Source organism: Trichodesmium erythraeum IMS101, assembly GCF_000014265.1.
In the GTDB taxonomy this organism is placed as follows: Bacteria; Cyanobacteriota; Cyanobacteriia; order Cyanobacteriales; family Microcoleaceae; genus Trichodesmium; species Trichodesmium erythraeum.
Genome location: NC_008312.1, coordinates 322308 through 347546 on the forward strand (window position 1 = coordinate 322308; position 25239 = coordinate 347546).

Below are 25239 nucleotides of genomic sequence, written 5' to 3' on the forward strand. Positions count from 1 at the left end.
TGGAAAGTTAACAAGGAAATAGAAACTTAGAGAATTAAAACTCGTAAAGATTTAGCTATCTATCACCCAAGCATTGTTTTTTCTCCCTTGTCACTAAGTTCTCCAAGCTTAGTAACAACTAGAAAGACAAAAAACATATCTTTGTAATACCAATTTCCTGAAGTTAGACTACATATAACTTGACATCTTGGCTTTCAAGTTTAAAATTATTACTTTGACAAGTAAAGTTTTAAGTTTATAAAAAAGGTCTCATTTTTCTTAATTCTACATATTTATACTTTTAATTTATACCATTTTTATGAATTATTGTTTTACTTTTTTAAATAAAAGATATACCTCTAACTGATCCCAAGAGTATTAGGGACGTTCCATCATGGTATCCGTACAAGAAAAGGATAATTAACAAGCATTTTGGCTCTCTATTCTCAAACAGTACGACTCTTTGGCCATGACAGCCTTGAACTAGAATATAAATGACTGTTTCCAGTTAACACATGAGGATAACCTCGACTTGTGAAAAACTCTTATGATCTTGTAGGTGTAACTCCTAACGCCATCTTGTTTGGCTGACAGAATCAGCCTATGTTAGAAGGTAGCCACTAAAGATAAATTCGTGGAGCTGTTAAAGCTAAAACACTCAAAAGAAATAATGGTAATCCTCAAATATTTTTAAGTCTGGTATGGGATACAGTGGTATGGGATACAGACGAAATACCGCAGTCTTAATCCCAATCTAAAATAGAAAGACATAGATTGGAAACAGATTCTATTTAAGTTATAAAAATTAAAATTAAATTAATTTACAAAGCATCCAACCGTGGTTAACTCCATTTCAGGGCGCAAATACTACAAACTTTTGACGAAAAGTTACGATTCTAGGTGGCTAGCTGTTAGGCCTGTAATATAGGATGAGCCTTGATCAAAAAACTGCCAGAGTAGATGGCATGAAAAATCTATCAGCAATGCAAAGATTTAACCTGGTCCACCTACTTAAATCACGCCACCTTAACGCAAGTCTTATCCGTAGAGTCACTGATACCAAAACAAGAATTGGATTAAAAGCGACCGTTGGGTAAGTAGGAGGCATCCAAATAAGTTAGACACCTGTAAGAACAAAAATATTTTCCCAAATGATAAACAAGAAATTGGATGAAGCCCGGGAGGCGAATAAATTAAAACCGATACTCAGATATACCTATCTACGATCAGACATCTCAAAGTTAAAGGTCATAAATCACCATTAGATAATGACTGGACTTATTAGAGTAGTAGAATTGGCAAATGTCCAGGGGTAAGAAAGGAAGTAACAACCCTACTTAAGCGACAAAAAGGTAAATTTGTATATTATGGGTTAACCTTTAGACCAACGGATATTATTCAAGTATTATTCAAGTTCACCAGATCGCTCCGAGGTCTAAAAGTGATGATAACAAATATAAAAACAAACCACTGTTGCACCAAAATTTTTAGGACGTTAAGACCACCAATAGCTTAAAATTAGTAAACCATTAAGACTTATTCAGTTGCTCGGTGGAATTTTCATGATGTACCCTTGACTTGGGATGTTTAGGAGAGGAGCCTGACGGGATAAAAGTCTAACGTCCGGTTTTGAAAATGAGCAGACCCTATAAAGAATTACCGGAAATAGGTTTATTTAGTCTAACATTAGGGAGATTCTAAACCCAATATATTTTTTGCTAAAACAAGAATCTACCGTTAAAACAAACTATGAAAATTTTCAACCTTGGCGGTAAGAATATCAAAATTGATTATAGTAATTAAGTAAATTAACTATTCGCCCTCCATTCCAAAGGAGCGCTAGTCATGACATCAAAAAATCTACGGGAACTTGCTAAACAAGGAGATCCAAAAGTTATCTCCTCAATTATTAATCATTCACTACAAAAAAAGGGTATTAATGTCCAAGTAACTAAGGAGAATGATTCTCTTGAAATTAAACTGGAGTCGGATCAAGTTTTTAATCAACAAGCCTCTCTTGTTGAATTTATCCAAACTGGAATTAAGAAATTGGGAGTTGAATCAATTAATACAGTTAAGGTATATGGTGTTCCAACTGGTAATGAAATACCAGTCTGGGAAGATGAGTTTTTTTTGGATACATCACTAAAGACTAATACACCTGAACTTGAACAAGAATTGGAAGTAAGGGATTTTCCAAAAACTGCTGTAGATAAGTTGGATCAAGAATTGGAAGCAGCATACGAAACAGAAACAGATGAAGACTACGAGGAAGGAGAATACGACGAAGAAGTTGAAGATGATGATTATGATGAGGAATTATCAGAAGACCCTAACTCTCAAAAAAAGAAGATCCCTTTAATAGCAACAATACTACTGTCTATTCTGCTGGTGCTAGTCGCTGTCGGTGCTGCATTGCACTTTAGTGGGATATTTTCACTCCCATTCCTCAATAATTCAAAGCAGCCAGACGCTAATTCTAATAATGTTAACTCATCTACACCAAACACTTCTCCTGATGATTCTCCGGATTCAACATCTGCAACAACAGACTCTACAACTAGTGTTTCAAATCCTTGGTATTTTGCTGTTAAGAGCGCCCAAAGTGCTGCTAAAAAAGCTCAGACTGCTCAAACTAAATCTGAATGGAATGCAGTAGCTAGTGACTGGCAAAAAGCTGTCGAGCTAATGAAAAAAGTACCGGAGTCCAACTCAAATTATCAAAGAGCACAAAAAAAAGTTGTTGAGTATCAAAATAATTTAGATATAGCAAAGCAAAGGGCAGATAAAGCTTTTAATTAGGAGCCAGTAAACAAAAACATGAAACTTTTTGTACCAGGTCGCCTTTGTTTATTTGGAGAACATAGTGATTGGGCAGGAGGGTATCGTTCTATGAACCCCCAAATAGATAAAGGCTATACAATTGTAGTAGGAGTTGATCAAGGAATTTATGCAGATGTCAAACCCCATCCTACTCATTTAATTATCAAGACAACTTTGAATAATGAAAGTCTGATACAGTCGTTTAATTTGCATAAGCATAAAGAAATATTATTAGCAGAAGCTCGTCGGGGAGGAGTTTTTAGTTATGTAGCTGGGGTTGTATATCAAGTTATTAATAATTATTCAGTAGGTGGTTTAGAAATAGATAATTATTTCACAGATTTACCAATTAAAAAGGGTCTATCATCAAGCGCGGCTATTTGTGTATTGGTGGCTAGAGCTTTTAACCTATTGTATGATTTAAAACTAAATATTCGTTCGGAAATGGAGTTAGCTTATCAGGGGGAAGTTACTACTCCTTCTCGTTGTGGCAAGATGGACCAAGCTTGTGCTTATGGTAAGCAAGCAATTATGATGATATTTGACGGGGAAAAAACGGATATTATTGAACTTAATCCACCAAAAAAAGATTTATTCTTTGTTATTGTTGATCTAGGCGCGAGCAAAGATACTCAAGAGATATTGACTAGATTAAATAAATGTTATATAGAAGAAGCTAATAAAGTAAATGAGAATGTACAATATTATCTTGGAGTTATTAATGCTGATATTACTAAACAAGCAGCATTAGCCTGGCAAAAAGGGGATGGAGAAAAAATTGGTAGTTTGATGCTCAAAGCACAAATTGAATTTGATAAATATATGATACCAGCTTGTCCTTCACAATTAACATCTCCAGTACTCCATTTATTACTAAATTATTCACGTCTCCAAGAATATATTTGGGGTGGTAAAGGAGTTGGTTCTCAAGGTGATGGAACAGCTCAATTCATTGCTAAAGATGAGAATAGTCAACAGAAGTTAATTGAAATAATTAACCTAGATTTTCCTAAAATGCAATGTTTTAAATTAGTAGTTAGGGCTGAATATAGCAATTCTAAATGATATTAGAGAAAGTCTCTATTAAAAAAAATATAGTTAAATTTTGTAAGATAAACAATTGAGTTTTTCCATGATACTTAATTTATATTCAAAATCATTTAGAATGAGTATATCTAACCAATACATTGAATTATAAGCTTCCCTTTTTTTTAGCTGAACCTTTTGCTTTCTAGTTACTTATGCATATTTCTCGTTAATCAAAAAAATTAGGTGGATAGCCTTTCCTTTAAAGGTTTGGGACAAAAGTTCCCTATTAGTATTTTAAGCCTATTATTTTAGCTAGAAGTATTGATAACTAATAACTGGCTAAACTGGTAATAACTTGAAATGACATAACCTTGTAGCCATTGCTCCGAAGCTTAGAATAAATAAAGAATTCCAGCTAGTAAAATCCTGATCTTAAACAGTTGGTAAGTCAATACACGAGTAGCTTGATAAATCAGCTTCTGGGTAGGTTTTTCGACATTTTTTCCACGTTAGGAGCACAAAAACCTCTGCTTACCGTTGTGAATATGGCCATTATTTAGATTTTTTGAAGATGGACACTTTAGACAAATAGCCATAGATGAAGAATATCAATAGTGACTTTTATTCCTCCATAATTACTTATGGAACACTACCTTAATGGTCATATTGCTTAACAAGCAGTATTAGCCTGAAAACAAGTGGATGAGGTGCATCTCAATTAAGCAATAAGTAATTGTACTCAAGAAGAGGAAATACTAAAACCACTTGGTTAATTCACTGGTAAAATTGAATTATAAAGCATTCTTATTTTTGGGGTTTTGCGATCGCATTTATACAACATGAAAATCAAACAGCAAAATTACCATTAAGATCAGCACATCGATGCTGGAGTATACAGGACACATTTTTTCGTGACCATTGTGCCTCTGCCAATTTAACTCCCTTGATAGTTAATAATGAGAGATTGATGCTTTCTCAAATATTGAATCAAACCATTTAAACCTTGACATTTATGTTGACTTAGATAGCAGATGACGAGACAATACCAAACTTTATCCATCTGAGCCTGAGTACCTTGCACTTTGTACAAGTTTTCCATGGTTATGATAGCAGTCCAATATTTCTTCCCGCTGCTCTGCTGTTCCCACCTTAGGGAAGATATTCCATACTCCGTCATGGCCGTCTCCCAAGCAGGCCAACTTTTCACCTAGAATCTGACCATTAATTCCAGAGAATAATCCTTCATGATCTTTGAAAAATTCTACCTTGACTTGAGTGTGAATATTAACTGCTTTGTATTCTCGCCACTCACTTATCTCCCCTAATGGGATGGGTAAGCTCACCATTCCTCCATCCAAGCTGATTTCTCTGATATGCTTTTTGAGAGTTATTTCCTCCCATTCCTGTCACCCTACAATGTTTTGATACAAAAAATCCCAGTTGGGGAGTGATTTGTTCTTGGACTAAACTTTTGAGCTGTTTGTCTATTTCTTCCATACTTTTGAATTCAGTAGCGTCAGCTTCAGAATAGAGTATTTTAGCGATCGCCTCTAGGTGTTTATTCAGTTCAGCATAATTTTGAGCATCTATAAATCAAGTCATTCCTGATAATAAGTCTTTTATTATCCTTTTTTTGATCTCTGTTTTCTTAAGTACAACTATTCTCCCTTATTCTTGAGACAATTAACTACTTATCGCTTAATTGAGATGCATCCAGTGGATAGAAAAAGAAACTGGTAATTTAATGCTAAAAGCACAAACCTGTTTTTGATAAATATTATGATACCAGTTTTACTTCACAATTAATATCTCCTGTAGTGCACTCATTACTAAATTATTTACTCCTCCAAGAATATACTTTTTGGGGTGGTAAAGAGTAGATTCCAAAGGAAATATAACAGCTCAATTAACTAGACATCTTGTGAAAATCTTCAAATACTTACTCTAACTATTATTAGAAGAGTTATCACTCTTCACCTTTGGCTGTTCCTAGCTATCTAGAATTAACTTAAACTCTGTTGAAATTTATTTAACTCTTTTCCGAGTCACTTAAATTTTTTCACCTTTTATAACAGGCTTTATGATAAGATATATCCTATTATCGAAAACCACTAATTAAAAGCATTATTTTAATCATGTTTGACTCACTCCACATTTATTAAGTTTATATGTTTAAATTAATGTTAATATAATCTTTTATAAAAATAATAATTGTGGTCTTCCAGCACCACTACTTGCAATAATTATGAGCTTTTTTTTTGATTAAGATAATTTCTGTTGAGAATATATAATATTCTGTCTTAAATTATTACTTTTTTTGAAAATTATTATAACTATTCATGCTTAGTACGTAATAAATACCGTCTTTCTTGATAACAATTCTGGTACAGTTAGAATATATTACTAATTATTTGTTAAATTATGTGTTAATAAAATGCAATTATTTAATATTTTATGACGATTTATTGATTTTTAGGATATGTCTATCCCTAAAGGTCAAAAGGATAAACAGCAGTTAATTATTTTAATTAACCTAGATTTTCCTAAAATGCAAAGTTTTAAATTAGTAGTTAGGACTTAAGATATCGAACAATTAACTAACTTTACCTCAAAGCTAGAAAAAAATTAGGGAGAGGGAGGGGAATATCGACAACATTGACACATTAACTAGGTAATGATTTTAGAAGTAAAATTAGCCTCTAGTTCCAGTAAATTCAAATTCCCTGACTCCCCATTTTACTTATTCTTCCATCTCCGAGTCATAACCATTAGTCTCATGGTCTTTCTCATTATCTATTTGTTTCAAATGAATATGTTTGTATCCTAGTCTGATTTCAAATTCATCTCCTGGTTTTAATCCCATAGTTTCAGTATAAGTAGCTCCTATAACAATTTGGCCATTTTTATGAACACTAACTCGATAAGTTGGTTCCCTACCCCGACCATCTTTATTACCACTCTTGTCTAAAGGAACCCCTTTTGCTGCTAAAATTGCGTCATAAAAATCTGTAAGATTAACACGAGTTTCATCACTTTTTGTGAGTGTGTAATATCCACAACGTTTAGCAGTTTCCCTTCGCGGTAAGTCAGAAAGTTCTTTTACCTTTTGCAGCAAAGATTTTCCCGTCAGTGGAGTTTCTGTATTTTCAACCATAGTTCTTGATAATTCTCCTTAACTCTATAGCTACTATAGTAAATCAATTTTAGTAAAAATTGTTAGGGTTATTAAAAATATATACTTAAACTTATCAATTGTACAAAAAAAATTTTACTAAGCCTGAAGGCCAATAATATTTTAGTAAATAATCTTGATTTTCTGAATGCACAACTTACCTTTCTAGTTAAATTTAAATTATCTCCTAATTTGTCATATAACAATACTATTTTGATGTTGTCTAAAATCTTGTAACTTTTTGGGGATAGGTTTGGAGTAATCCTAGAAATGAGCAAAAGTCTCGGAGCTGATTTTTAGTTTTTAATTGTGATAACCTAAAATATAGAGGCGATTGTTATAGTTATTATCTGATGAATACAGTGGATTTTTATTATCACAAATTAGTCGTCAATTTTGGGAAACAATTGTGCTTTTATATCTAATGTTGCTTAATTTTAATTTGACTAATTTTGATTTTTGTGAAAAAATAAATAGACCTATTTCAAAAAAATACTTATTGTCATGGCTTTAAAACAATAGACTTTTCTTTTATTATCATTTTTGATCCCGTTAATTTTACTAAAAATCTATTTTTTATCGTGATTTTAAGTGAAAAATATCCTTAATTTATTTCAATTATTTCCTAACCAATACATTCCTGTATTTATTGATTGGATACCAAATTTTGCCAAATAAATATTCAGAATCATTGTCAAAAAAAAGTGCGATATTCCGAAGTGCTTGTTGCTCTTTTATTTTCTATTTATTTTCATTAAAAGTCACATCTAGATCACAATGTACTTGATTTGATATTAACCAATATTCTCTAGTTTTTTTCCCAAATATTTTTGATGTTAATAGTTGACCACTAATATAATATAAAGTTAGCTACATAGTTCTAAGGTCTCAAGACAGTAACAAAACCTATCAAAACAAACAAATGTTACACTAAATTGCCACGATCTTAAAACAGCCAAGGATTTGAAAATAATTAACTATTAGGAGTTATTAAGCCAAAGGTAAAATTTTAAGGATGTGCCCATAACACCATAACAAGTTGCGTTTAAGGCAGGAGCACATGTGGAAGTGAAAGTCTGACGTCTTACCCCTGTTTTTCAAAACGATCAGACTCTATAAAGGGCAACCGGAAATGGGTTTGTTTAGTTTAACTAATCATGTTAATCAATTTGGTTGCTTGATATTAGTACTAACTTTTAATTACTAAAGACTAAAAATATACTAGACAAATATCTACAAAATGTCTCTGCAAATTAAAAAAAATCACCAATTTGCAAATAGGGCATATAACATTATTGACATTCCGACACAGACCATGCTATTATTATATAATATATAATTATAATTAAAATATCAAAATCCTTTGAAAATCTTAGAAGTAAAAAGATATTTTTGAGGAACTTGGAGAATTATATTTACGAATAATCGAATAATAGATTTTATAAGATTTTTGTAGATTTCTGAGAACGGTAGAAAATAGTATCCAAAGGTTGAATAATTGATTGGAGTGACATAGGAGGAAAATGCACAATTTTATCCCACCAGATAGATTTTTTCCCTATCTGACCTGGCAAGATATTGAGACAATGCCAGATAAAGAAAATGTAGTAATTATTCAACCAGTAGGTTCTATTGAACAACACGGGCTTCATTTACCCTTAATTGTTGATTCGGCGATCGCCACTTATGTTACAGGTAAAGCACTTGAAAAACTAGAGAAGAATATCCCTGCGTATGCTTTGCCCACCCAATATTATGGCAAATCTAACGAACATTGGCATTTTCCTGGTACTATTACCCTCTGCGCCCAGACTTTGATGGCTATTTTGACAGAAACAGGAGAAAGTCTATATCGAGCTGGGTTCCGCAAGTTGGTATTTTTAAACGCCCATGGTGGGCAACCTCAAGTTCTTAAAATTGTGGCACGAGACTTGCACCAAAAATATGAGGATTTTTTACTATTTCCGCTCTCAGCTTGGAGGGTACCTAACCCTTGTCAAGAATTATTGACCGAGAAGGAAATGGAATTAGGAATTCATGCCGGAGATGCTGAAACAAGTGTAATGCTATCAATGTTGCCAGATGTGGTGAAGATGGATAAAGCGGTGTGTGAATATCCTCAAGGTTTGCCAGAAGAAAGTATGTTGAGTATGGAGGGAAAGTTGTCTTTTGCTTGGTTGACGCGAGAGTTGACTCATAGTGGTGTATTGGGCGATGCCACGGTGGCGACTAAGGAAAAAGGCGATCATATACTTGACGGTTTGACTAATAGTTGGGCGAAGTTGATTAGAGATCTTTATAAGTTTCGGCAGCCAAGTTTAAGTTAAGGAATTCATAAGTCAGAATTCAGCAGTTTTTTTTTGAACGGTATGGTAGTGAGGAACCCTCTATAAAAAATAAATAGATTGAGAATAATATCATGTTCGGATGATCACTTATAATAAAGCCAAAATCATTAAATTAGATATGTTCATATATTCTGGCCAAAGGAATTGCTCCCTTACCCTGCTCTTTGTACAGCAGTATTCTCAAGATCGAACATGAACCCACGTCTAATTGAGATAGCTCACGAGCAACCTTACTGTTACCTTAGTTTACTAGTTTACTCCTATTTCTTACCAAATTTATTTTGTCAGCGATCCCTGAGGCCTATTTGTTGTCAGACAATTCCGTTAGTACGATCTAATTGCTCCGTTTGATCTTTTCCAATTATGTGTGTTCTACTTCTGGAGGTCAAACTTGTTAAGACCTACTTTAATTAGACCTATGCCATTTTATTACAGAGGTTTTTCCCTTCCGTATTTAAGGGTCAATTATTTAATAAACTGGTCAGAATGTTTACCCACTCTAGCACTCACAACTAATCCTTATGATGAGGTTTGAGTCATACCTATCCAACAATTACCTGGTGTCAATTCATTCATCTGATAATATTTTTGTTGTTTGGGAAAAATGACCCAAATTCATTACTGCTGACTTGTGCTGAATTGTGAGGTTTCTATATTTTGTACATAGGCACTATGAAGTATTTGTCCTTTTTGAGAAGCTACTAGATACTAAACTGATTACTATATTATAGGCGAGTTTCACCGTACAAATAATTTCTCTTAAGCTACTGCCCTCGACATGAGCTTGTAGAACTATGGGTATTTTTTCTGGAATTAATTTGCCGACGATAGTATAAAGTATCAAAAGTTTCAGTGAAAGTTTATCCAAATTCGCGACAATAGTACTATTGGGGTCTAATAGTAGTTTTTCTATGCTTATGGGGTTTATGATTACCACATAGAGAACGCTCCATAATAATTTATACGGTTGAGGAACTATATTCATCTGATCATTCCCACACTTTCTTGCCCACACTTTCTTGATGAATTACCAAGATTTACTAGCCCCGGGAATGCCAGGGGAAAAAATGTCACCGAAGGTATCCACGAATAAATAATATCATGTCCGGAAAATTAGTGATCAAAAAAAACTTTCGACCGTAAGTGCTTTTTTTTCCTCCTGCCTTCTCTCTCCTGTATCAGTGCCAAAATCCTCTAAAATTTAAATATTAAACCGAACATGATATAACTATTTGCCCGATCTAGCACTTTTGTCTATCAATTAAATCTGACAATGACGTTGTAAACCTGCTGTTTCCTGATTATATGCTTCCATATCAATTTTCACAGGATCAACATTCCATATTTCCTGACAATATTCTGAGATAGTACGGTCAGCAGAAAACTTACCCATATTAATCGAATTAATAATTGACATTCGAGTCCAATATTCTGGGTTACGATAAGCCTTATTTACTTCTTCTTGACAATCAATATAAGATTGATAATCAGCCAACAACATATATTCATCTTTTTCTAGTAAAGATACTATCAGTGGCTGGAATAAATCTGGTTTACCTGGTGAAAAATAACCAGAAGCAATACGGTCAATTACTTGTCGTAATTCTTTGTTATCATTATAGTATTTCTGAGGATTATATCCTTGATATTTTAATGCTTTAACTTCTTCAACAGTTAATCCAAATAAGAAGAAATTATCAGCTCCTACCGCTTCTCTAATTTCAATATTGGCTCCGTCAAGAGTACCAATAGTTAAAGCACCATTGAGGGAAAATTTCATATTCCCAGTACCAGAAGCTTCTTTTCCAGCAGTAGAAATTTGTTCAGAAAGATCGGCAGCAGGATAAATTTGCTGGCCAAGAGATACAGAAAAATTCGGAATAAAAACTATCTTGAGACGATGGCGCACGTCTGGGTCATTATTAACTATTTCCGCTACAGCATTAATCAATTTAATAATTAACTTTGCCATAGAATAACCAGGGGCTGCCTTGGCTCCAAAAATAAAAGTGCGGTGCAAAATATCTGTATCTGGATTTTCTTTAATCCGATTATAAAGAGTAATAATGTGAAAGACATTCAACAGTTGACGTTTATATTCATGGAGTCTTTTTACTTGAATATCAAACAAAGAGTTAGGATTAACTACAACCCCAATATTTTGTTTAATATAAGTAGCCAAATCTTGCTTATTCTCATACTTAATCTGACTCCAATTATAGCGAAATTCTTGATCATTAACAAATTGCTTAAGTTGTTGAATTTCCTCCAAATTATTAATCCAATTTTTGCCGATTTTATTTGTAATTAGTAATGCCAGCTTGGGGTTACTAATTAATAACCAACGACGGGGAGTAATGCCATTAGTTTTATTCGTAAATTTCTCCGGCCAAAGTTTATAGAAATCTTTCAAAACATCTGTTTTCAAAAGTTGAGTATGTAATTTTGCTACACCATTGATAGCATGAGCCCCGGTGCAAGCCAAATGAGCCATCCGTACACTCTTTTCAGGCTGTTCTTCTATTAGTGACATCCGTGCTAAACGTCGATCATCACCAGGGTAGCGTTTCTTCAACTCTTCTAGCAAATGGAAATTAATTTCATAAATAATTTCGATATGTCGTGGCAGCAAACTCTTGAACATACTAACTGGCCAACGCTCTAGGGCTTCTGCTAACAGAGTATGGTTAGTGTAGCCAAAAGTATTTTGGGTAATCTTCCAAGCTTTTTCCCATTCCATCTTATGTTCGTCTATCAGCAGTCGCATTAATTCCGCAACCCCAATGGAAGGGTGGGTATCATTCAGTTGAATGGCTACTTTTTTGTGGAAATTATCTAAATTGCGATTTCGCGATAAGTGAGTACGGATGATATCTTGAAGAGAACAACTAACAAAGAAATATTGCTGCTCTAACCGCAACATTTTGCCTTGGAAAATGTTGTCATTGGGATAGAGAACTTTAGAAATATTTTCAGAAACAGTCTTATCTTCGACGGCGCGGTTGTAGTCCCCAGAATCGAAAACTTGTAGGTCAAATTCATTACTAGCTTTAGCACTCCACAACCGTAGGTTATTAACTGTGTTGGTGTTATAGCCTGGTACTAGAGTATCATAGGGCATTCCGATGACTGTGCGTTCAGGTATCCACCTAACACGGTAGTTGCCTTCTTTGTCTGTGTAAGTTTCGGTGTCGCCACCCAGTTTAATTTCTACTTTCTCCTCATAGCGGGGTATTTCCCAAGGGTTACCCAGACTTAACCATTTGTCTGGTTGTTCGACTTGGAAGCCGTTATGAACCAGTTGTTTGAAAATCCCAAATTCATAACGGATACCATAGCCTACTGCAGGAATTTGTAGGGTAGCGAGGGAGTCTAGGAAACAGGCAGCGAGGCGGCCTAAGCCGCCGTTACCTAAACCTGGTTCTGGTTCTTTTTCAATCAAGTCATGCAGTTGAAGACATGATTCTTCTAGAGCTTGACGCGCTACTTCCCAACAACCAACGTTAACTAGGTTTTTGGCTAGTTGGCGACCCATGAGAAATTCGGCTGAGAGATAATATACTGTTTTAACGTTTTGGTTGGAGTAGGTTTTAGTAGTTTGTAGGTGACGGTGGAGCAAGCGATCGCGTACTGTATATGCCAATGCCATGTAATAATCATAAGGTGTGGCAAATTCTATGTTTTTTCCCTGTAAATAATATAAGTTATCTGCGATCGCTCGTTTAATAGTGTCAAGACTCGTACCTGTGCGATCGTCTTCTATTTGAATTTTTACTTTTTCTGTGTAAGGTTTTTCTGGCTGTACTTCTTGCATAATTTTATAATTTACTAATCATAACTTTGGGCTTTGCATAAGTGGGGGATAATTTGAATAGTTTTGTAAAACGAGCATCTTGTTTGTTCGTTATATTTTTGGGTGGGTAGAATATTTACACCAATTATTTATATTCGTCCCTTAATTCAGCACCACCTAACTTTGAGATATCTAGAGGTTAAAACACTCTAGCTTGCCTTAATGGGACCTTGAGCATACCATCAGTAAACTCAACTCAATGTAGGGGACTCTTAACATATTAAAAAGGGATGTTTTTCGTTAACTACAAACCCCAATTTATTTGCATCACGGACTACAGAATTTGTTTGAGGCCAGCAATTTTTTTGGCTGGTTATTTGGCTGTAGTTCGGCTTTGAATCCAAGTAACATGAATCAATATCATTACAGATTATCATAGATAATACCAGATTTATAGCCAACAGTTACGAGTCATCAAAACAGATTGACAAGGCTTTTTTGAGACTTAGTAGTAGTCAGTTGGATATTTGCTAAGATTTCCCCACAAATACTTATAGAGATAAGTTTAGTTGTATTAATTTATTTCTATACTAAATCAATAATATTTTAGTATAAAATAATCACATTTTCCTAAATAATTGATTAATTATCAATTTTTTTTTATTAACAAGTTTTTATTTTTTGCAAATCCCAAAGAAAAAATAAAATATTACACAAATTTTAAAAATTAGTATAATATTATAGTGTTATTTATTAAATAGTCATAATTAAAACTATTCGCATAATATCTGCTGTGTAATTATTAGTCTCTCACATCGTTAAAATAGTATAAGATTGTATTTAGTGAAATATAGTTAGTGTAACTATTTAACAATAGTCTTTATTATAATTTTACTATTACCAATAATTTTACCCGATACAGATTATTGGCTTGGTGATAATTCTGCTAACTAGACTGAGGATAAACACATAAGTTTGGGTTTTTCTGACTATACAAATGACCATAGTTTAGACTCAAGCATTTCGGCAGGTAGCTATGTATATGGGATTTATATAGTATAACTATCATATAGTTATGTAGGTGTTATAGACCATAATTATCGTAGTTAATTTATCTAATATATCCCGTTTAGTATTGGCTATTTTGCTATGTAATCTAGCTATCTTAACAGAAGCTTTTTTAGAATAAGAAAACTTAGTTTGATGTTGGTTTTGAATATTGTATAAAAGAGAGTTTAGCTTCAAACTTTCCATAAGACTTGGCCTTAATAAAAATACTTTACCAGTGGATAACATAGCCTTAGATTCGACTCCATTATTTATACTAACTAAATCTACTAAGAAATTAGTAAGTGATAGATTATCTTTCTACTTTGAAGCCGAAAAAACATTTACTACTTTTTCGACGAATATTTACTAACTTGGGATTAATATTATCAGGCAAGAGTTCAAAAGTTTTAACCCATCTAATTCGAGGCAATACCCACCCATATGTTGGGGAGGGCATTGAACAATATAAAGTGAATTAGAACCGAATTTTTTAACTTTTCTAGTTAGCTATGTTGGGCTTTTTATTTTTGTTCGGACTTACTGATAAAATCTTGATTTATCTGCGAAAAATAAAAAGCTTGTATTTTCTCTTAAACATAAATACATGATTAATTTAAATCACCATATTCCAGATTACTATATTTTCAAACAGTTTAAATAGAAAAAAAATTGACTTTATCTCAGCATTTTATAAATTTATTTAAGCACCAATTTTAAATAAAGAACCCACAACTTGAGGAATATTTTCTAACTGCATTGCTGCCATTGCTGCTGTTGGTTCATAACCACAATGAACCATACAATCAGAACATTTAGGATTCCCACTTTTATAACCATAATTATTCCAATTAGTTTTCTCTATAAGTTCTTTAAAAGTAGCATAATACCCTTCATTCATTAAATAACAAGGTTTTTGCCAACCAAGCACACTATAGCTAGGACTACCCCAGGGAGTACAATCATAATCTTTTTCTCCCATCAAAAAGTCTAAAAATAGAGGATTATGGTTAAAATTCCAATTCTTTTTACCAGTTTTAAAAGGATTCAGAATTTCTTGAAATAACAATCGTGTTTGCTGTCGCTTCAGGAAATTATCCTGGTCTGGTGCCCACTCATAACTATAACCAGGAGAAATCATCATTCCATCAATATTTAAACTTTCTAAAAAATCAAAAAATTCCTGCATTTGTTTCGGGTCTGTTCCCTCAAATACAGTAGTATTAGTAGTAACTCGAAACCTTCTCGCTTTAGCAGCACGAATAGCTTCAACTGCTATTTGAAAAACCCCTTTTCTATCTACACATTTATCGTGATTTGCCTGTAAACCATCAAGATGAACACTAAAAGTTAGATAAGGAGAAGGCTCAAATTTATCAAGATTCTTTTTGAGTAATAAACCATTAGTACATAAATAAACAAATTTTTTCCGGTCAACTAACCCTTTGACAATTTCAGAAATTTGTGGATGTAATAAAGGCTCTCCTCCTGGAATAGAAACTACAGGAGCACCACATTCTTCTACAGCAGTAAAACATTCTTGAGGTGTAAGATGTTGTTTTAATATTTCCTTGGGGTGCTGAATTTTGCCACAACCAGGGCAAGCTAAGTTACACCGAAACAAAGGTTCTAACATTAATACTAAAGGAAAATATTTGCGCCCTTTGAGTCGTTGAGTTAGAAGATATTTTCCGACTTCTAGAGCTTGTTGAAGTTGAATTGCCATAATTTAAGTAATCTGTTTTGCTAGATTTGCAATTGAATAAGTAAAACCAATTTTTAAAGAAAATTCGGTATTGCTGATTCTAGGTATAATATAGATAGCTGAAAGTTATAAATCTAATTCAAAACCTAGAAAAATTATAAAGTTATTCAGCAAGACCAAAAATTTTTAAAGGCTATAAGTTATGGAGTAGTGCATCAAAAAAAGTGTGGGAATGATCAGATGACTATTGTCCCTAAATACTTTCCATGATCATGGAATAGCATCTGTGTGGCCATCAGCAAACTATGGTATGAATTATTGTCCTGAATGGCTACAAACTTTCAATAATACTTTTGACACTCTATACTATCCCAGAAAAATTCCTAATGTAAGTAATAGCTAAAAAAAAAGACATAAATTATAGAATTAAGTCTTTTTTTTGATCTCAAAACACTAGGGAATGGACAAAAATAGGACTTACCCAGGCAGATGAAATTCTACATCATTTGTATGGGTTAACGGAGTGCTCCGCAACATGAAAATTACTACTATATATGATTGGATAACTGCTCTATCAAACTGATACAAAGATTCACATAACGTGATAATAGTTATGTTTACTTCCTGCTGACCCTGAGGCCTTAAGTTACTCAGCTACAGGGGTCGACGCTCAAGTTGAGGGCATTTCTCACCCTTTATGCTTGGGTTTAATCTCGATCTATTGATAAGCTACATTCAGGGCCGTTATGAATTCTCAGCCTTAATGGCATATCTTCGACATGACTGCAGTTAGAGCAAGTTTTTTGATCACAGAAAGAATATATTAACTACGACAACTTACGGCACTATTGGCACTTGTACTCAAATTGTCTCCTGAATTGATAAAATCTTTGGTCTGCATCCACCTCTGTTGTTCCCTTCCGACTGAGGAGATGGGGCTGGGTTTTGGTTGGCTAAAATATTGCTGACATTCAAATATTCTATGATCAAGACTTACACAAATTTACCTTAAACTCAATATTGAGGGGCTTTCTGGAATTTGCTATCACGCTCATGTAGTGCCTGTGGGTAAGTCCTGATGATAATCATATCCTAGTTCTGGGCTAAATATGTTATCAATTTATGAACTGGATCTTTTCTGTAAATAGAGACATAATTATGTCAGTTATGTCTTTTTAATTTCATGAAAATGCTTGTCAGGCTCCTAAAATTTTGTCAGTATAAATAGATAAGTAGTGATTAATAATTTATATATTTAATTGAGAGGCGAGTTGAAATGAAGTTTGTCTTAAACTCTCGAAATGTCTACGACTATTTAGTAGAAAATGGTTTATGTGATTCCCTACAGGAAGGGGAGCCATATCCTTCCCAGAACTCTCAGAGTAATGTTGAGCTAATTAGTGCTAAGAATTTTAATTTATTGGTGACTTTGCCAGAGGGTCGAAAGCTTCTGGTTAAACAAGAACAATATAATTCTCAAGGAAAAACCCTTGGTGAGTTGTTTGGAGAATGGCGAATTCAAAAATTCTTACGGACATTTCCTGAACTTGACCATTGGCGTGTCTTTCTGCCAGAGTTGTTATTTCACGACCCTGAAAAGTCTATTGTGGTCTCTACTTACCTGGATAATTATCGAGATTTAAGTGATTTCTATTCTAAGGAAAATACTTTCCCTACAAAGGTTGCAGCTCAAATCGGTAATTTTTTGGGGACTGTTCACCGCGATACTTGGAATAGAGAAAATTATCGAGAGTTTTTTGCTAGTGAAGTTGTTAGTACTAAACCTGCAGTCTCCCCACTTTTGGTGGATAGTCTCGAAAGGATAGGACCAGACATTTTTGGTATTGCTCCTGTAGATGGGTTGAGATTTTTTGCTCTTTATCAACGATATGACAGTTTGGGGAAAGCGATCGCTCAACTTCGCGAGACTTTATCTCCTACTTGTCTGACTCACAATGACCTGAAACTAAATAATATTCTCATGGCTCAAAATTGGGAAAATTCCGGTGAAAATATTGTGCGGTTAATTGATTGGGAAAGGTCTAGTTGGGGAGACCCTGCTTTTGATTTGGGAACGGCTATCAGCAGCTATCTGCAACTTTGGTTGGGTAGTTTGGTTATTAGTAATTCTCTGAGTATAGAAGAATCTCTCAAATTTGCCACCACTCCCCTTGAATTACTTCAACCGTCTATTGCTGCTTTAGCTAAAGCTTATTTTGACACTTTCCCAGAAATTTTGGCATATCGTCCTGATTTTTTGAGACAAGTAGTACAGTTTGCAGGTTGGGGTTTGATGACAGGAATTTTGTCAATGGTTCAATATCAAAAGACTTTTAATAATACGGGTATTGCGATGCTTCAGGTTGCCAAAGCATTATTATGTCGCCCTGACTCATCAATGTCTACAATTTTTGGTGTTGCTATTGAAGAAGTATTGAGGAGTCAGGAGCCAGGAGTCAGTAGAATGCATTAGTACTACAACGCTTTTTAATGAACTATTACAGGTAATATAGTGGTTGAGAATTGTCATAGGGAACGATAGTAAAGCTATCTCTGGGCAACTTTTCTTTTGCCACATTTAAGATTAAACAGTCCACTACAATAATGCTTAAAAAATTTTACGAGGTTTAAAATTATGCAATTACTTGAGTTTCCAAGTTATCACTTCCCTACTGGAGTAACTGGGCGATTAAAAGAAGTTTTATTAGACATTGTTGAGAGGGTAGAAATTTCCTCTGATTTTTCTATTCGTCATCCTGAGTATAAACCTTTAGATTTGCCTGCTGAGGTGGTTGCTCGTTTTCAGGCATTGCCAAAACAAATGCGGGATAAATATCTGAGTCTACAATTGCGTAGTTTTCTCTATGGTATCTATTATAATGGTTCGATGCAAACTTCCCTGGCATTGGATAGTGAGGAAAATAGTCGCCCATTAGATTTGGAGAATAATACTTTTCTTGGGGTAGAGATGGAGTTTTATATTCAGTTAGAAGAAAGTAATAGGGGAGAGGGGTATTTTGATTCTGGTTGGTCGGTGTTGAGGGAGGAAACTGATGGTGCTTTAGCTGTTACTAAGAATGGTTTGCGACTGCATATTGAACGAGAAAAGCATCTTCAAGAATCTCAGAAAGCTGCTGTTGTGGGGGATTCGGTAGCAATTCGGATGCCTAATAATTTGGTGCAAAATGGTTTCTATATGGCGGTTGGTAATTTGGGTAGTCAGAGTCAGGTAGAGTCGGAAAGTCAATCTGGAGTGGTGCGAGTTTATTTTAACTTTACTTCTGAAGGTGCAGTAGTGGTCATGGGTAGTTTGACAGAGAAATTAAATGAGGTTGCTGTTCCTTTTAGTTTTAAAGTGTTGTATGCTCGTGATTATTATGATCGCTACGATGCTGGGGTACTCTATTTTGATAAGGATAATTATGAGTTGGTGAGGCAGGTTTTGTCGGATGTTTATGGGGAGAATAAATCTTATTTTAAATCAGAAATACCTTTATTTACCATGGAGTTGGCACCGGGTTTGGGATTAGCTGAAGAGCCAGACAGGAAGTTTGCTAGTCAGGAAAGTTTTGGTATGAATAGGTGTCAGATGATAGCAAATGGATTATTGAAAGCTTGGGACCAGGGGGATAATTCGACTGAAGGAAGAATGAGGGCAATTTTGGAGCAATTTTCTTTATTGGGAATTGATTTGCAGCGTCCTTATTTGAATGCTAATTCTGAGGATGTTTATAGGGTGATATAGTTTTTTTAGGTTGGGTTAAAGGACAGCGCCACCCAACAAGAACTCGTAAAGATTAATTTTGAGATCAGGCTAATTATTTGTATGTGTTGGGCTTTGTTCCTCAACCCAACCTACACTATTTTCAATAATTTTTCAGTGGAACTGGGTTGGGTTAAGGGATAGGAAGTGAACAAAAGGTGGTATTTGTGAAGGTAGCGATCGCCTAAATTAACATGATTAATAGAACCGATGTTTATTAAAGAATAGTCTGGTGTAGGTGGGGTTAAGGGACAGCGAACCCAACAAAAAGCCTAACTAATGAAAATGGCGATCGCTAGGATCAGACAAAGATACTAAATGGTTCTACATTTTCTTCTAGTCTGGTGTAGGTTGGCTTAAGCGATCGCGCACACAACAACCTATATCTGTGGTGTTTGGTTCTGGTGAGCAAACCCACGCCCCAGTTCAATAATAATTTTTCAGTTCAGCTCCAGCTCAATTATGGGGCTGTTTTTTTTTGACTTTTATTGTGGTTCGATACCATCAGAAAATAAAAAAAAGACATAATTGTGTGAGTTATGTCTCCAATAATTATCTTTTTTGATTTAATTAACTAGCTTTTAGCTAATTTTGAGTTAAAATGGATGATTATTAGTCGTTATTTCGAGACATAATTGTGTCAATTAGATACACTTTGATTTTGTTCAACCCCTTGCATTTATAAGAAAGTTAGGTAATAATATAAGTGGAAAGAGACAAAACCAAGTCTGATTCCAAATCAACAAAGTTTATCTACTAATTTTACTTAAGGAGTAACTTAAAAATGGCTAACATTAACATCTCTGATTTAAGTCCTGCTGGTGCGGACTTGTTCTTAGATTCTGAAAGCTACCTCAATGATTTGACTGAGGGAGAAATGACGAATACATTGGGTGGTAAAGGTAGCTTCACCTTTTGTGGTAAACGGATCTCATGGAGTATCTGCTGGGGGTACTGATCATAAAATTAAGTAAAAAAAAAAGAAGAGAGTGATTTGGTGATTATTCCATCTTAGTATAAGTGAGAACTATGTCAACAATTCTTTCCTACCTTTTCTGACAGTTGATTTACTGTGACTAATTGACTAACTAATCTTGCTAGTTCCTCACTTTTGGTTACCTGGCACCATAGGCACAGCTAAAAAACTGACCATCACTAATAAAAGGAAAATACCTCTTAAAAGTTTGCTACTTTAGTAATACTTTCTTGAGGTATTTTCTGTGCCTTATGTTGACGACAAGACAAAAAAGCTGGAGGATTAGAATTTGTAGGTTGCAGGTTATCATTGTAGAGGTGTAGGTTAGGCGATCGCGCACACAACAACCTATATCTGTGGTGTTTGGTTCTGGTGAGCAAACCCACGCCCCAGTTCAATAATAATTTTTCAGTTCAGCTCCAGCTCAATTATGGGGCTGTTTTTTTTTGACTTTTATTGTGGTTCGATACCATCAGAAAATCAAAAAAGACATAATTGTGTGAGTTATGTCTCCAATAATTATCTTTTTTGATTTAATTAACTAGCTTTTAGCTAATTTCGAGTTAAAATGGATGATTATCAGTCGTTATTTTGAGACATAATTGTGTCAATTAGATACACTTTGATTTTGTTCAACCCCTTGCATTTATAAGAAAGTTAGGCAATAATATAAGTGGAAAGAGACAAAACCAAGTCTGATTCCAAATCAACAAAGTTTATCTACTAATTTTACTTAAGGAGTAACTTAAAAATGGCTAACATTAACATCTCTGATTTAAGTCCTGCTGGTGCTGACTTGTTCTTAGATTCTGAAAGCTATCTCAACGATTTGACTGAGGGAGAAATGACGAATACATTAGGAGGATCGAGGTGGTGGAACAGATTAAAAGATTGGTTTCGTACACGTTAAGCAGCACTAAGTACTTTTACGTGAGTCCTGATTAAATCTTAGTATAGGTTCAGAACTGTGTCAACAATTCTTTCCTACCTTTTCGACAGTTTCTTTGCTGTGACTAATTGACTAACTAATCTTGCTAGTTCCTCATTTTTGGTTACCAGGCACCATAGGCACAGCTAAAAAACTGACCATCACTAATAAAAGGAAAATACCTCTTAAAAGCTTGCTAGTTTAGTAATACTTTTTTGAGGCATTTTCTGTGCTTTATGTTGACTACAAGACTGCGTGACTCAACCCAAGCTACCCCATAAAAAGATATGACCCAGTGGAAAATGTGATGCTCAACTGGGTGATATTTGGCATTGACATCGGTTGGACTGAGGAGTAGAAAGCAGTAGTGTTGAGGGCGACAAGATCAGATGATGACGCCACCCCAAACCCTATAACTACTCCAATGAGACTATGCAGCAATAAGTTTACTATTTAAATCTAAATCAATTAAAACTTCAACCGACTCAACTTGCTTCTTAAGCCACTCATCAAACAACTCCGCAAAAATCTGAGAGCGCAACTTATTATCTAACTCTGCTGAAATAATTTCCTCCACAAAAATCAAATGTACCCCCTTAGAAGTCACAATAGGTTTAATCATCTGGGGAGGTTTAGCCGCAAAAACAGCCGCAGAAATCTCTGGTTTCAAATCCTTACGATACAACACCCCTCGATATCCCCCCTGACGACGTAACTCTATATCTTCAATGTATTCATGAGCCACATCATAGAAACTTGTTTCCCCTTCCTGAATAGCATAGAATAATTCCATCCCTAAATCTTGATCATCCAAAACCACCTCATACATCACCACACCAGCATAATTCAATTGATTTTCATAAAAATATGGCTCAACTTTATCTGCAAACAGATGAGCCACCAATTTTTGAGCAACAACACTTATATAGACAACTTCCTCAAAATCATCAATAGATAGACAAAACTTTTCTAACCAAGCAAAAGTGTCTTGGGCGCTATGAAGTTTATTTACAAACCTCATAGTATCTGCCGCTTTCTGCAGTTCTTCAGTCTCCACTTTTATACCCGCTTCCTTCGCTGCATTCAGAATAATCTCGCGAGTAATAATCTCTTCTTTCAGCTCAGAAGTTTTTAAAGATAACTTAATGTGCTTCAAAATATCTTCAGCAGTAATAATAATAGATTGTAACATAATTATTCTCCTAATTAATTAATAAAAAAAATGAGTATCAAAAGTCATCTAAAAATGACTTCTACTATAAGCAAAAAAATGAATTTCTTGGTGGTAACTGAGCGCCCAATGACCCGCAAACAATTTATAACAGTACAATTTTTTTGTTTGTCCCAGGGCTTTGTCTATTGAAATATCCACATTAGGGCTATTGCCTTACTACCAGCTTAAATTATAACTATTCAAACCAACATAATATTATCAACTTCTGGTAACCCTAATTAACCGTCAATCATTAATTATTTCTACAACTCTAAACCTCCTTTTTGTAACTTCTTAAACGGGTCAAGAATAAAATCAATCAAAGGACGCTGACGCACAACAACCTCAGCCGTTGCCGTATCCCCCGGACGCAAAACAACACACTCATTAGCAGTAGGAATACAATACTCATCCAACTCAACCTTTAACTCATAAATAGCCACATTTCCCTCAGCAGTTTCCTGCATTTTTGAAGTAGGAGAAATCTCTTTCAACCATCCCCCAACTACACCATAATCCTGAAAAGGATAGGCATCAAACTTCATTTTTACCTCCATTCCTTCCCTTAACGAACCACTTTCTGTAGTTGCCATATCCGCCTTTAATAAAAGACTCGTTTCCCTAGGAGCTATCTCCACTATCATCTCTCCTTGTTGCACAACATCTCCCACACCTTTGATGGGGAAATTAAAAATAGTACCTCCCTGTTGCGCCCTAACTACTCGTTGCTCTAACTGAAAATTTAAAGAATCAATCTCTTTATTTGTCTGAGCAATTTCTCCTTGAATACTAACAATTTGACTATCCATACTCTGAAGTTGCTCTTGTATTTTTGATATAGCAATTTTCCCAGAATGAGTAATAGTTTTAGAGCTATTTTCTTGCTCATTCAAACGTAATTCAGCCTGCTTAATATCTGCCTTAACTTGATTAATTACCATTTCATAACTACTCTTTTGTTCTGCCAAACGTAACTCAGCTTGCTCAATATCTGCCTCCCCTTGATTAATAATTCTTTCATAACTACCTTTTTGCTCTGCCAAACGTAATTCAGCTTGCTTAATATCTGCCTTTCCTTGATGAATAACCCTCTTATAACTACCCTCTTGCTCTTCTATTCGTAATTTAGCTTGCTCAATATCTGCTTGACTTTGCTCCAACATTCTTTGTCTTTCTCGCCCAATATTTTCATGCTCAACTAATTGTATTTCCGTCACCACACCCTGGTCCCAAAGACCACGATAACGTTCTACTTCTTTCATAGCCTTTTCCCAGCGAATTTCTGATAATTGATAAGCAATTTGACTATCTTTTAATTGTCGTTTTGCTTGATTGAATTGAGCCATTTTTTCTTCTTTCTGTAAACTCAACGCTCTCTTAAGAGCTCCCAAATTTTCTTCTGCTTGATAAACTTGTACTAATTTTTCTTCCCTTTGTAAATTTAATGTTCTTCTGAGAGCCGCCAAATTTTGTTCTGCTTGATGAACTTGGGTCAGTTTTTCTTGTTCCTGTAAATTGTACATTGTTTTAAGAGATTGTGCGTTTTGTCGTGCTTGCCCCACTTGAGCTAATTTTTCTAATTTTTGAGATTCATTTTGTCGTTCTTGGGTACGAAGTTCAATTTCCAATTGATTTTTTTGTTGTTGAATCTTACTAAGTCGATTTTTCTGATTTTGCAGTTGAATTTGGAGTTGAGCAAGTCGGTCATGAATAGGGCGAGATTCTAATTCTATTAAAATATCTCCAGCCTTAATTTTATCCCCTTGTTTAACATAAACTTTCTCAACTTTTGCCGTTTGTGTATATGCGGTAAACGTTAAATTTAGCTCTTGTTTAAAAGTACCACCTTGAGGTTCTAAACGTCCTCTAGCTGAACCAGTTTCATCTACTTGAGAAAACATTCCCCAAGGGAGAGCGATCGCTACAAATCCTATTAAAAGATATAGTAATCCTCGTGTCCAACGTTGTGGTAAAGCATCTAATAATTCTTTAGTAGCAAAAGACCAATCATCAACAGATTCATCTAACTTTGTAACTGCTGTTTCTTGATAGTTAGAATTCTTCAAACTTTTTTCTAATGTTACTAAGTCAACCTCTAAAGGTTTATGACCATTTGACTCTAAAGTTAAGTTCAATTCTTGTGGCATAACTTTTATAATAATTGTATTTTTTCTAGTAAAATTTACCCTCTACTTTTGTACTGAAGTTGTATGCAATATCCCCACCTACTTCTCCTCCAGGTCCGGGTTAGAAGTTAGTTGATCAGAGTTACAGCAGTTTTTATTTCAGTAGGGGTTTCTGGCTATTCAGCCTAATCTCAAAAGTGCTGTCGGCGTAGTTACCTTTCTCCAAAGACCCCGTAGAAAAGTTTTTTATAAATGGTAAAATCTCGTGCCTTATACCGTTTTACGGAAGTTAAAAGTTAAAATCTTTGTTAGGTTTCACTTCGTTTTGCCCAACCTA

At 34.6% G+C, this 25239-nt stretch carries 15 protein-coding genes and 1 pseudogene; 6 read left to right on the plus strand and 10 right to left on the minus strand.

Going from position 1 to position 25239, the window contains the following annotated elements:
• Positions 1 to 1824: 1824 nt before the first annotated feature.
• Complete coding sequence (locus TERY_RS00965; RefSeq protein WP_011610098.1) at positions 1825 to 2781, plus strand: hypothetical protein; 957 nt, start codon at positions 1825 to 1827, stop codon at positions 2779 to 2781.
• 18 nt (positions 2782 to 2799) lie between these two features.
• The gene (locus tag TERY_RS00970; protein ID WP_011610099.1) at positions 2800 to 3867 is read left to right on the plus strand and encodes a GHMP kinase; all 1068 of its coding nucleotides are present in this window, start codon (positions 2800 to 2802) and stop codon (positions 3865 to 3867) included.
• A gap of 810 nt (positions 3868 to 4677) precedes the next feature.
• Here TERY_RS00970 and TERY_RS35900 read toward each other — a convergent pair.
• Positions 4678 to 5421: pseudogene (locus TERY_RS35900) on the minus strand (hypothetical protein).
• Between the two features lie 1150 nt (positions 5422 to 6571).
• Positions 6572 to 6985: an AbrB-like transcriptional regulator gene (locus TERY_RS00980; protein ID WP_011610101.1), complete on the minus strand. Its 414-nt coding sequence runs from the start codon at positions 6983 to 6985 to the stop codon at positions 6572 to 6574.
• Positions 6986 to 8526: 1541 nt separating this feature from the next.
• Here TERY_RS00980 and TERY_RS00985 point away from each other — a divergent pair.
• On the plus strand, positions 8527 to 9330 hold the full coding sequence (locus tag TERY_RS00985; RefSeq protein ID WP_011610102.1) for a creatininase family protein: 804 nt from the start codon (positions 8527 to 8529) through the stop codon (positions 9328 to 9330).
• A gap of 691 nt (positions 9331 to 10021) precedes the next feature.
• Here TERY_RS00985 and TERY_RS00990 read toward each other — a convergent pair.
• The 4 genes from TERY_RS00990 to hpnH form a co-directional block, all read right to left on the minus strand.
• Positions 10022 to 10336, minus strand: coding sequence for a hypothetical protein (locus TERY_RS00990; RefSeq protein ID WP_047164161.1), 315 nt, complete (start codon positions 10334 to 10336; stop codon positions 10022 to 10024).
• Between the two features lie 276 nt (positions 10337 to 10612).
• Positions 10613 to 13165 carry a glycogen/starch/alpha-glucan family phosphorylase gene (locus tag TERY_RS00995; protein ID WP_011610103.1) on the minus strand — a complete coding sequence of 851 codons (2553 nt, stop codon included), beginning with the start codon at positions 13163 to 13165 and terminating at the stop codon, positions 10613 to 10615.
• A gap of 1339 nt (positions 13166 to 14504) precedes the next feature.
• Positions 14505 to 14651 carry a hypothetical protein gene (locus TERY_RS34310; RefSeq protein WP_196797184.1) on the minus strand — a complete coding sequence of 49 codons (147 nt, stop codon included), beginning with the start codon at positions 14649 to 14651 and terminating at the stop codon, positions 14505 to 14507.
• A gap of 243 nt (positions 14652 to 14894) precedes the next feature.
• Entirely contained in the window at positions 14895 to 15917 is a 1023-nt protein-coding gene (hpnH, locus tag TERY_RS01000; protein WP_011610104.1) for an adenosyl-hopene transferase HpnH, read from the minus strand.
• A gap of 1255 nt (positions 15918 to 17172) precedes the next feature.
• On the opposite strand from hpnH, the gene TERY_RS01005 reads away from it, so the two are divergent.
• On the plus strand, positions 17173 to 18369 hold the full coding sequence (locus tag TERY_RS01005) for a phosphotransferase (protein ID WP_011610105.1): 1197 nt from the start codon (positions 17173 to 17175) through the stop codon (positions 18367 to 18369).
• Positions 18370 to 18531: 162 nt separating this feature from the next.
• Positions 18532 to 19641, plus strand: coding sequence for a T3SS effector HopA1 family protein (locus TERY_RS01010; protein WP_011610106.1), 1110 nt, complete (start codon positions 18532 to 18534; stop codon positions 19639 to 19641).
• Positions 19642 to 19960: 319 nt separating this feature from the next.
• On the opposite strand, the gene TERY_RS35905 is transcribed toward TERY_RS01010, so the two are convergent.
• The gene (locus tag TERY_RS35905) at positions 19961 to 20089 is read right to left on the minus strand and encodes a hypothetical protein (RefSeq protein ID WP_370496370.1); all 129 of its coding nucleotides are present in this window, start codon (positions 20087 to 20089) and stop codon (positions 19961 to 19963) included.
• Between the two features lie 746 nt (positions 20090 to 20835).
• Positions 20836 to 21033, minus strand: coding sequence for a hypothetical protein (locus tag TERY_RS31970; RefSeq protein WP_155994210.1), 198 nt, complete (start codon positions 21031 to 21033; stop codon positions 20836 to 20838).
• 353 nt (positions 21034 to 21386) lie between these two features.
• Here TERY_RS31970 and TERY_RS34315 point away from each other — a divergent pair, with 353 nt between their 5' ends.
• Entirely contained in the window at positions 21387 to 21545 is a 159-nt protein-coding gene (locus TERY_RS34315; RefSeq protein WP_196797185.1) for a hypothetical protein, read from the plus strand.
• 448 nt (positions 21546 to 21993) lie between these two features.
• Here TERY_RS34315 and TERY_RS01015 read toward each other — a convergent pair whose 3' ends face one another.
• The gene (locus tag TERY_RS01015) at positions 21994 to 22755 is read right to left on the minus strand and encodes a peptidylprolyl isomerase (RefSeq protein ID WP_011610107.1); all 762 of its coding nucleotides are present in this window, start codon (positions 22753 to 22755) and stop codon (positions 21994 to 21996) included.
• 284 nt (positions 22756 to 23039) lie between these two features.
• Complete coding sequence (locus tag TERY_RS01020) at positions 23040 to 24923, minus strand: HlyD family efflux transporter periplasmic adaptor subunit (protein ID WP_011610108.1); 1884 nt, start codon at positions 24921 to 24923, stop codon at positions 23040 to 23042.
• Between the last annotated feature and the right edge of the window lie 316 nt (positions 24924 to 25239).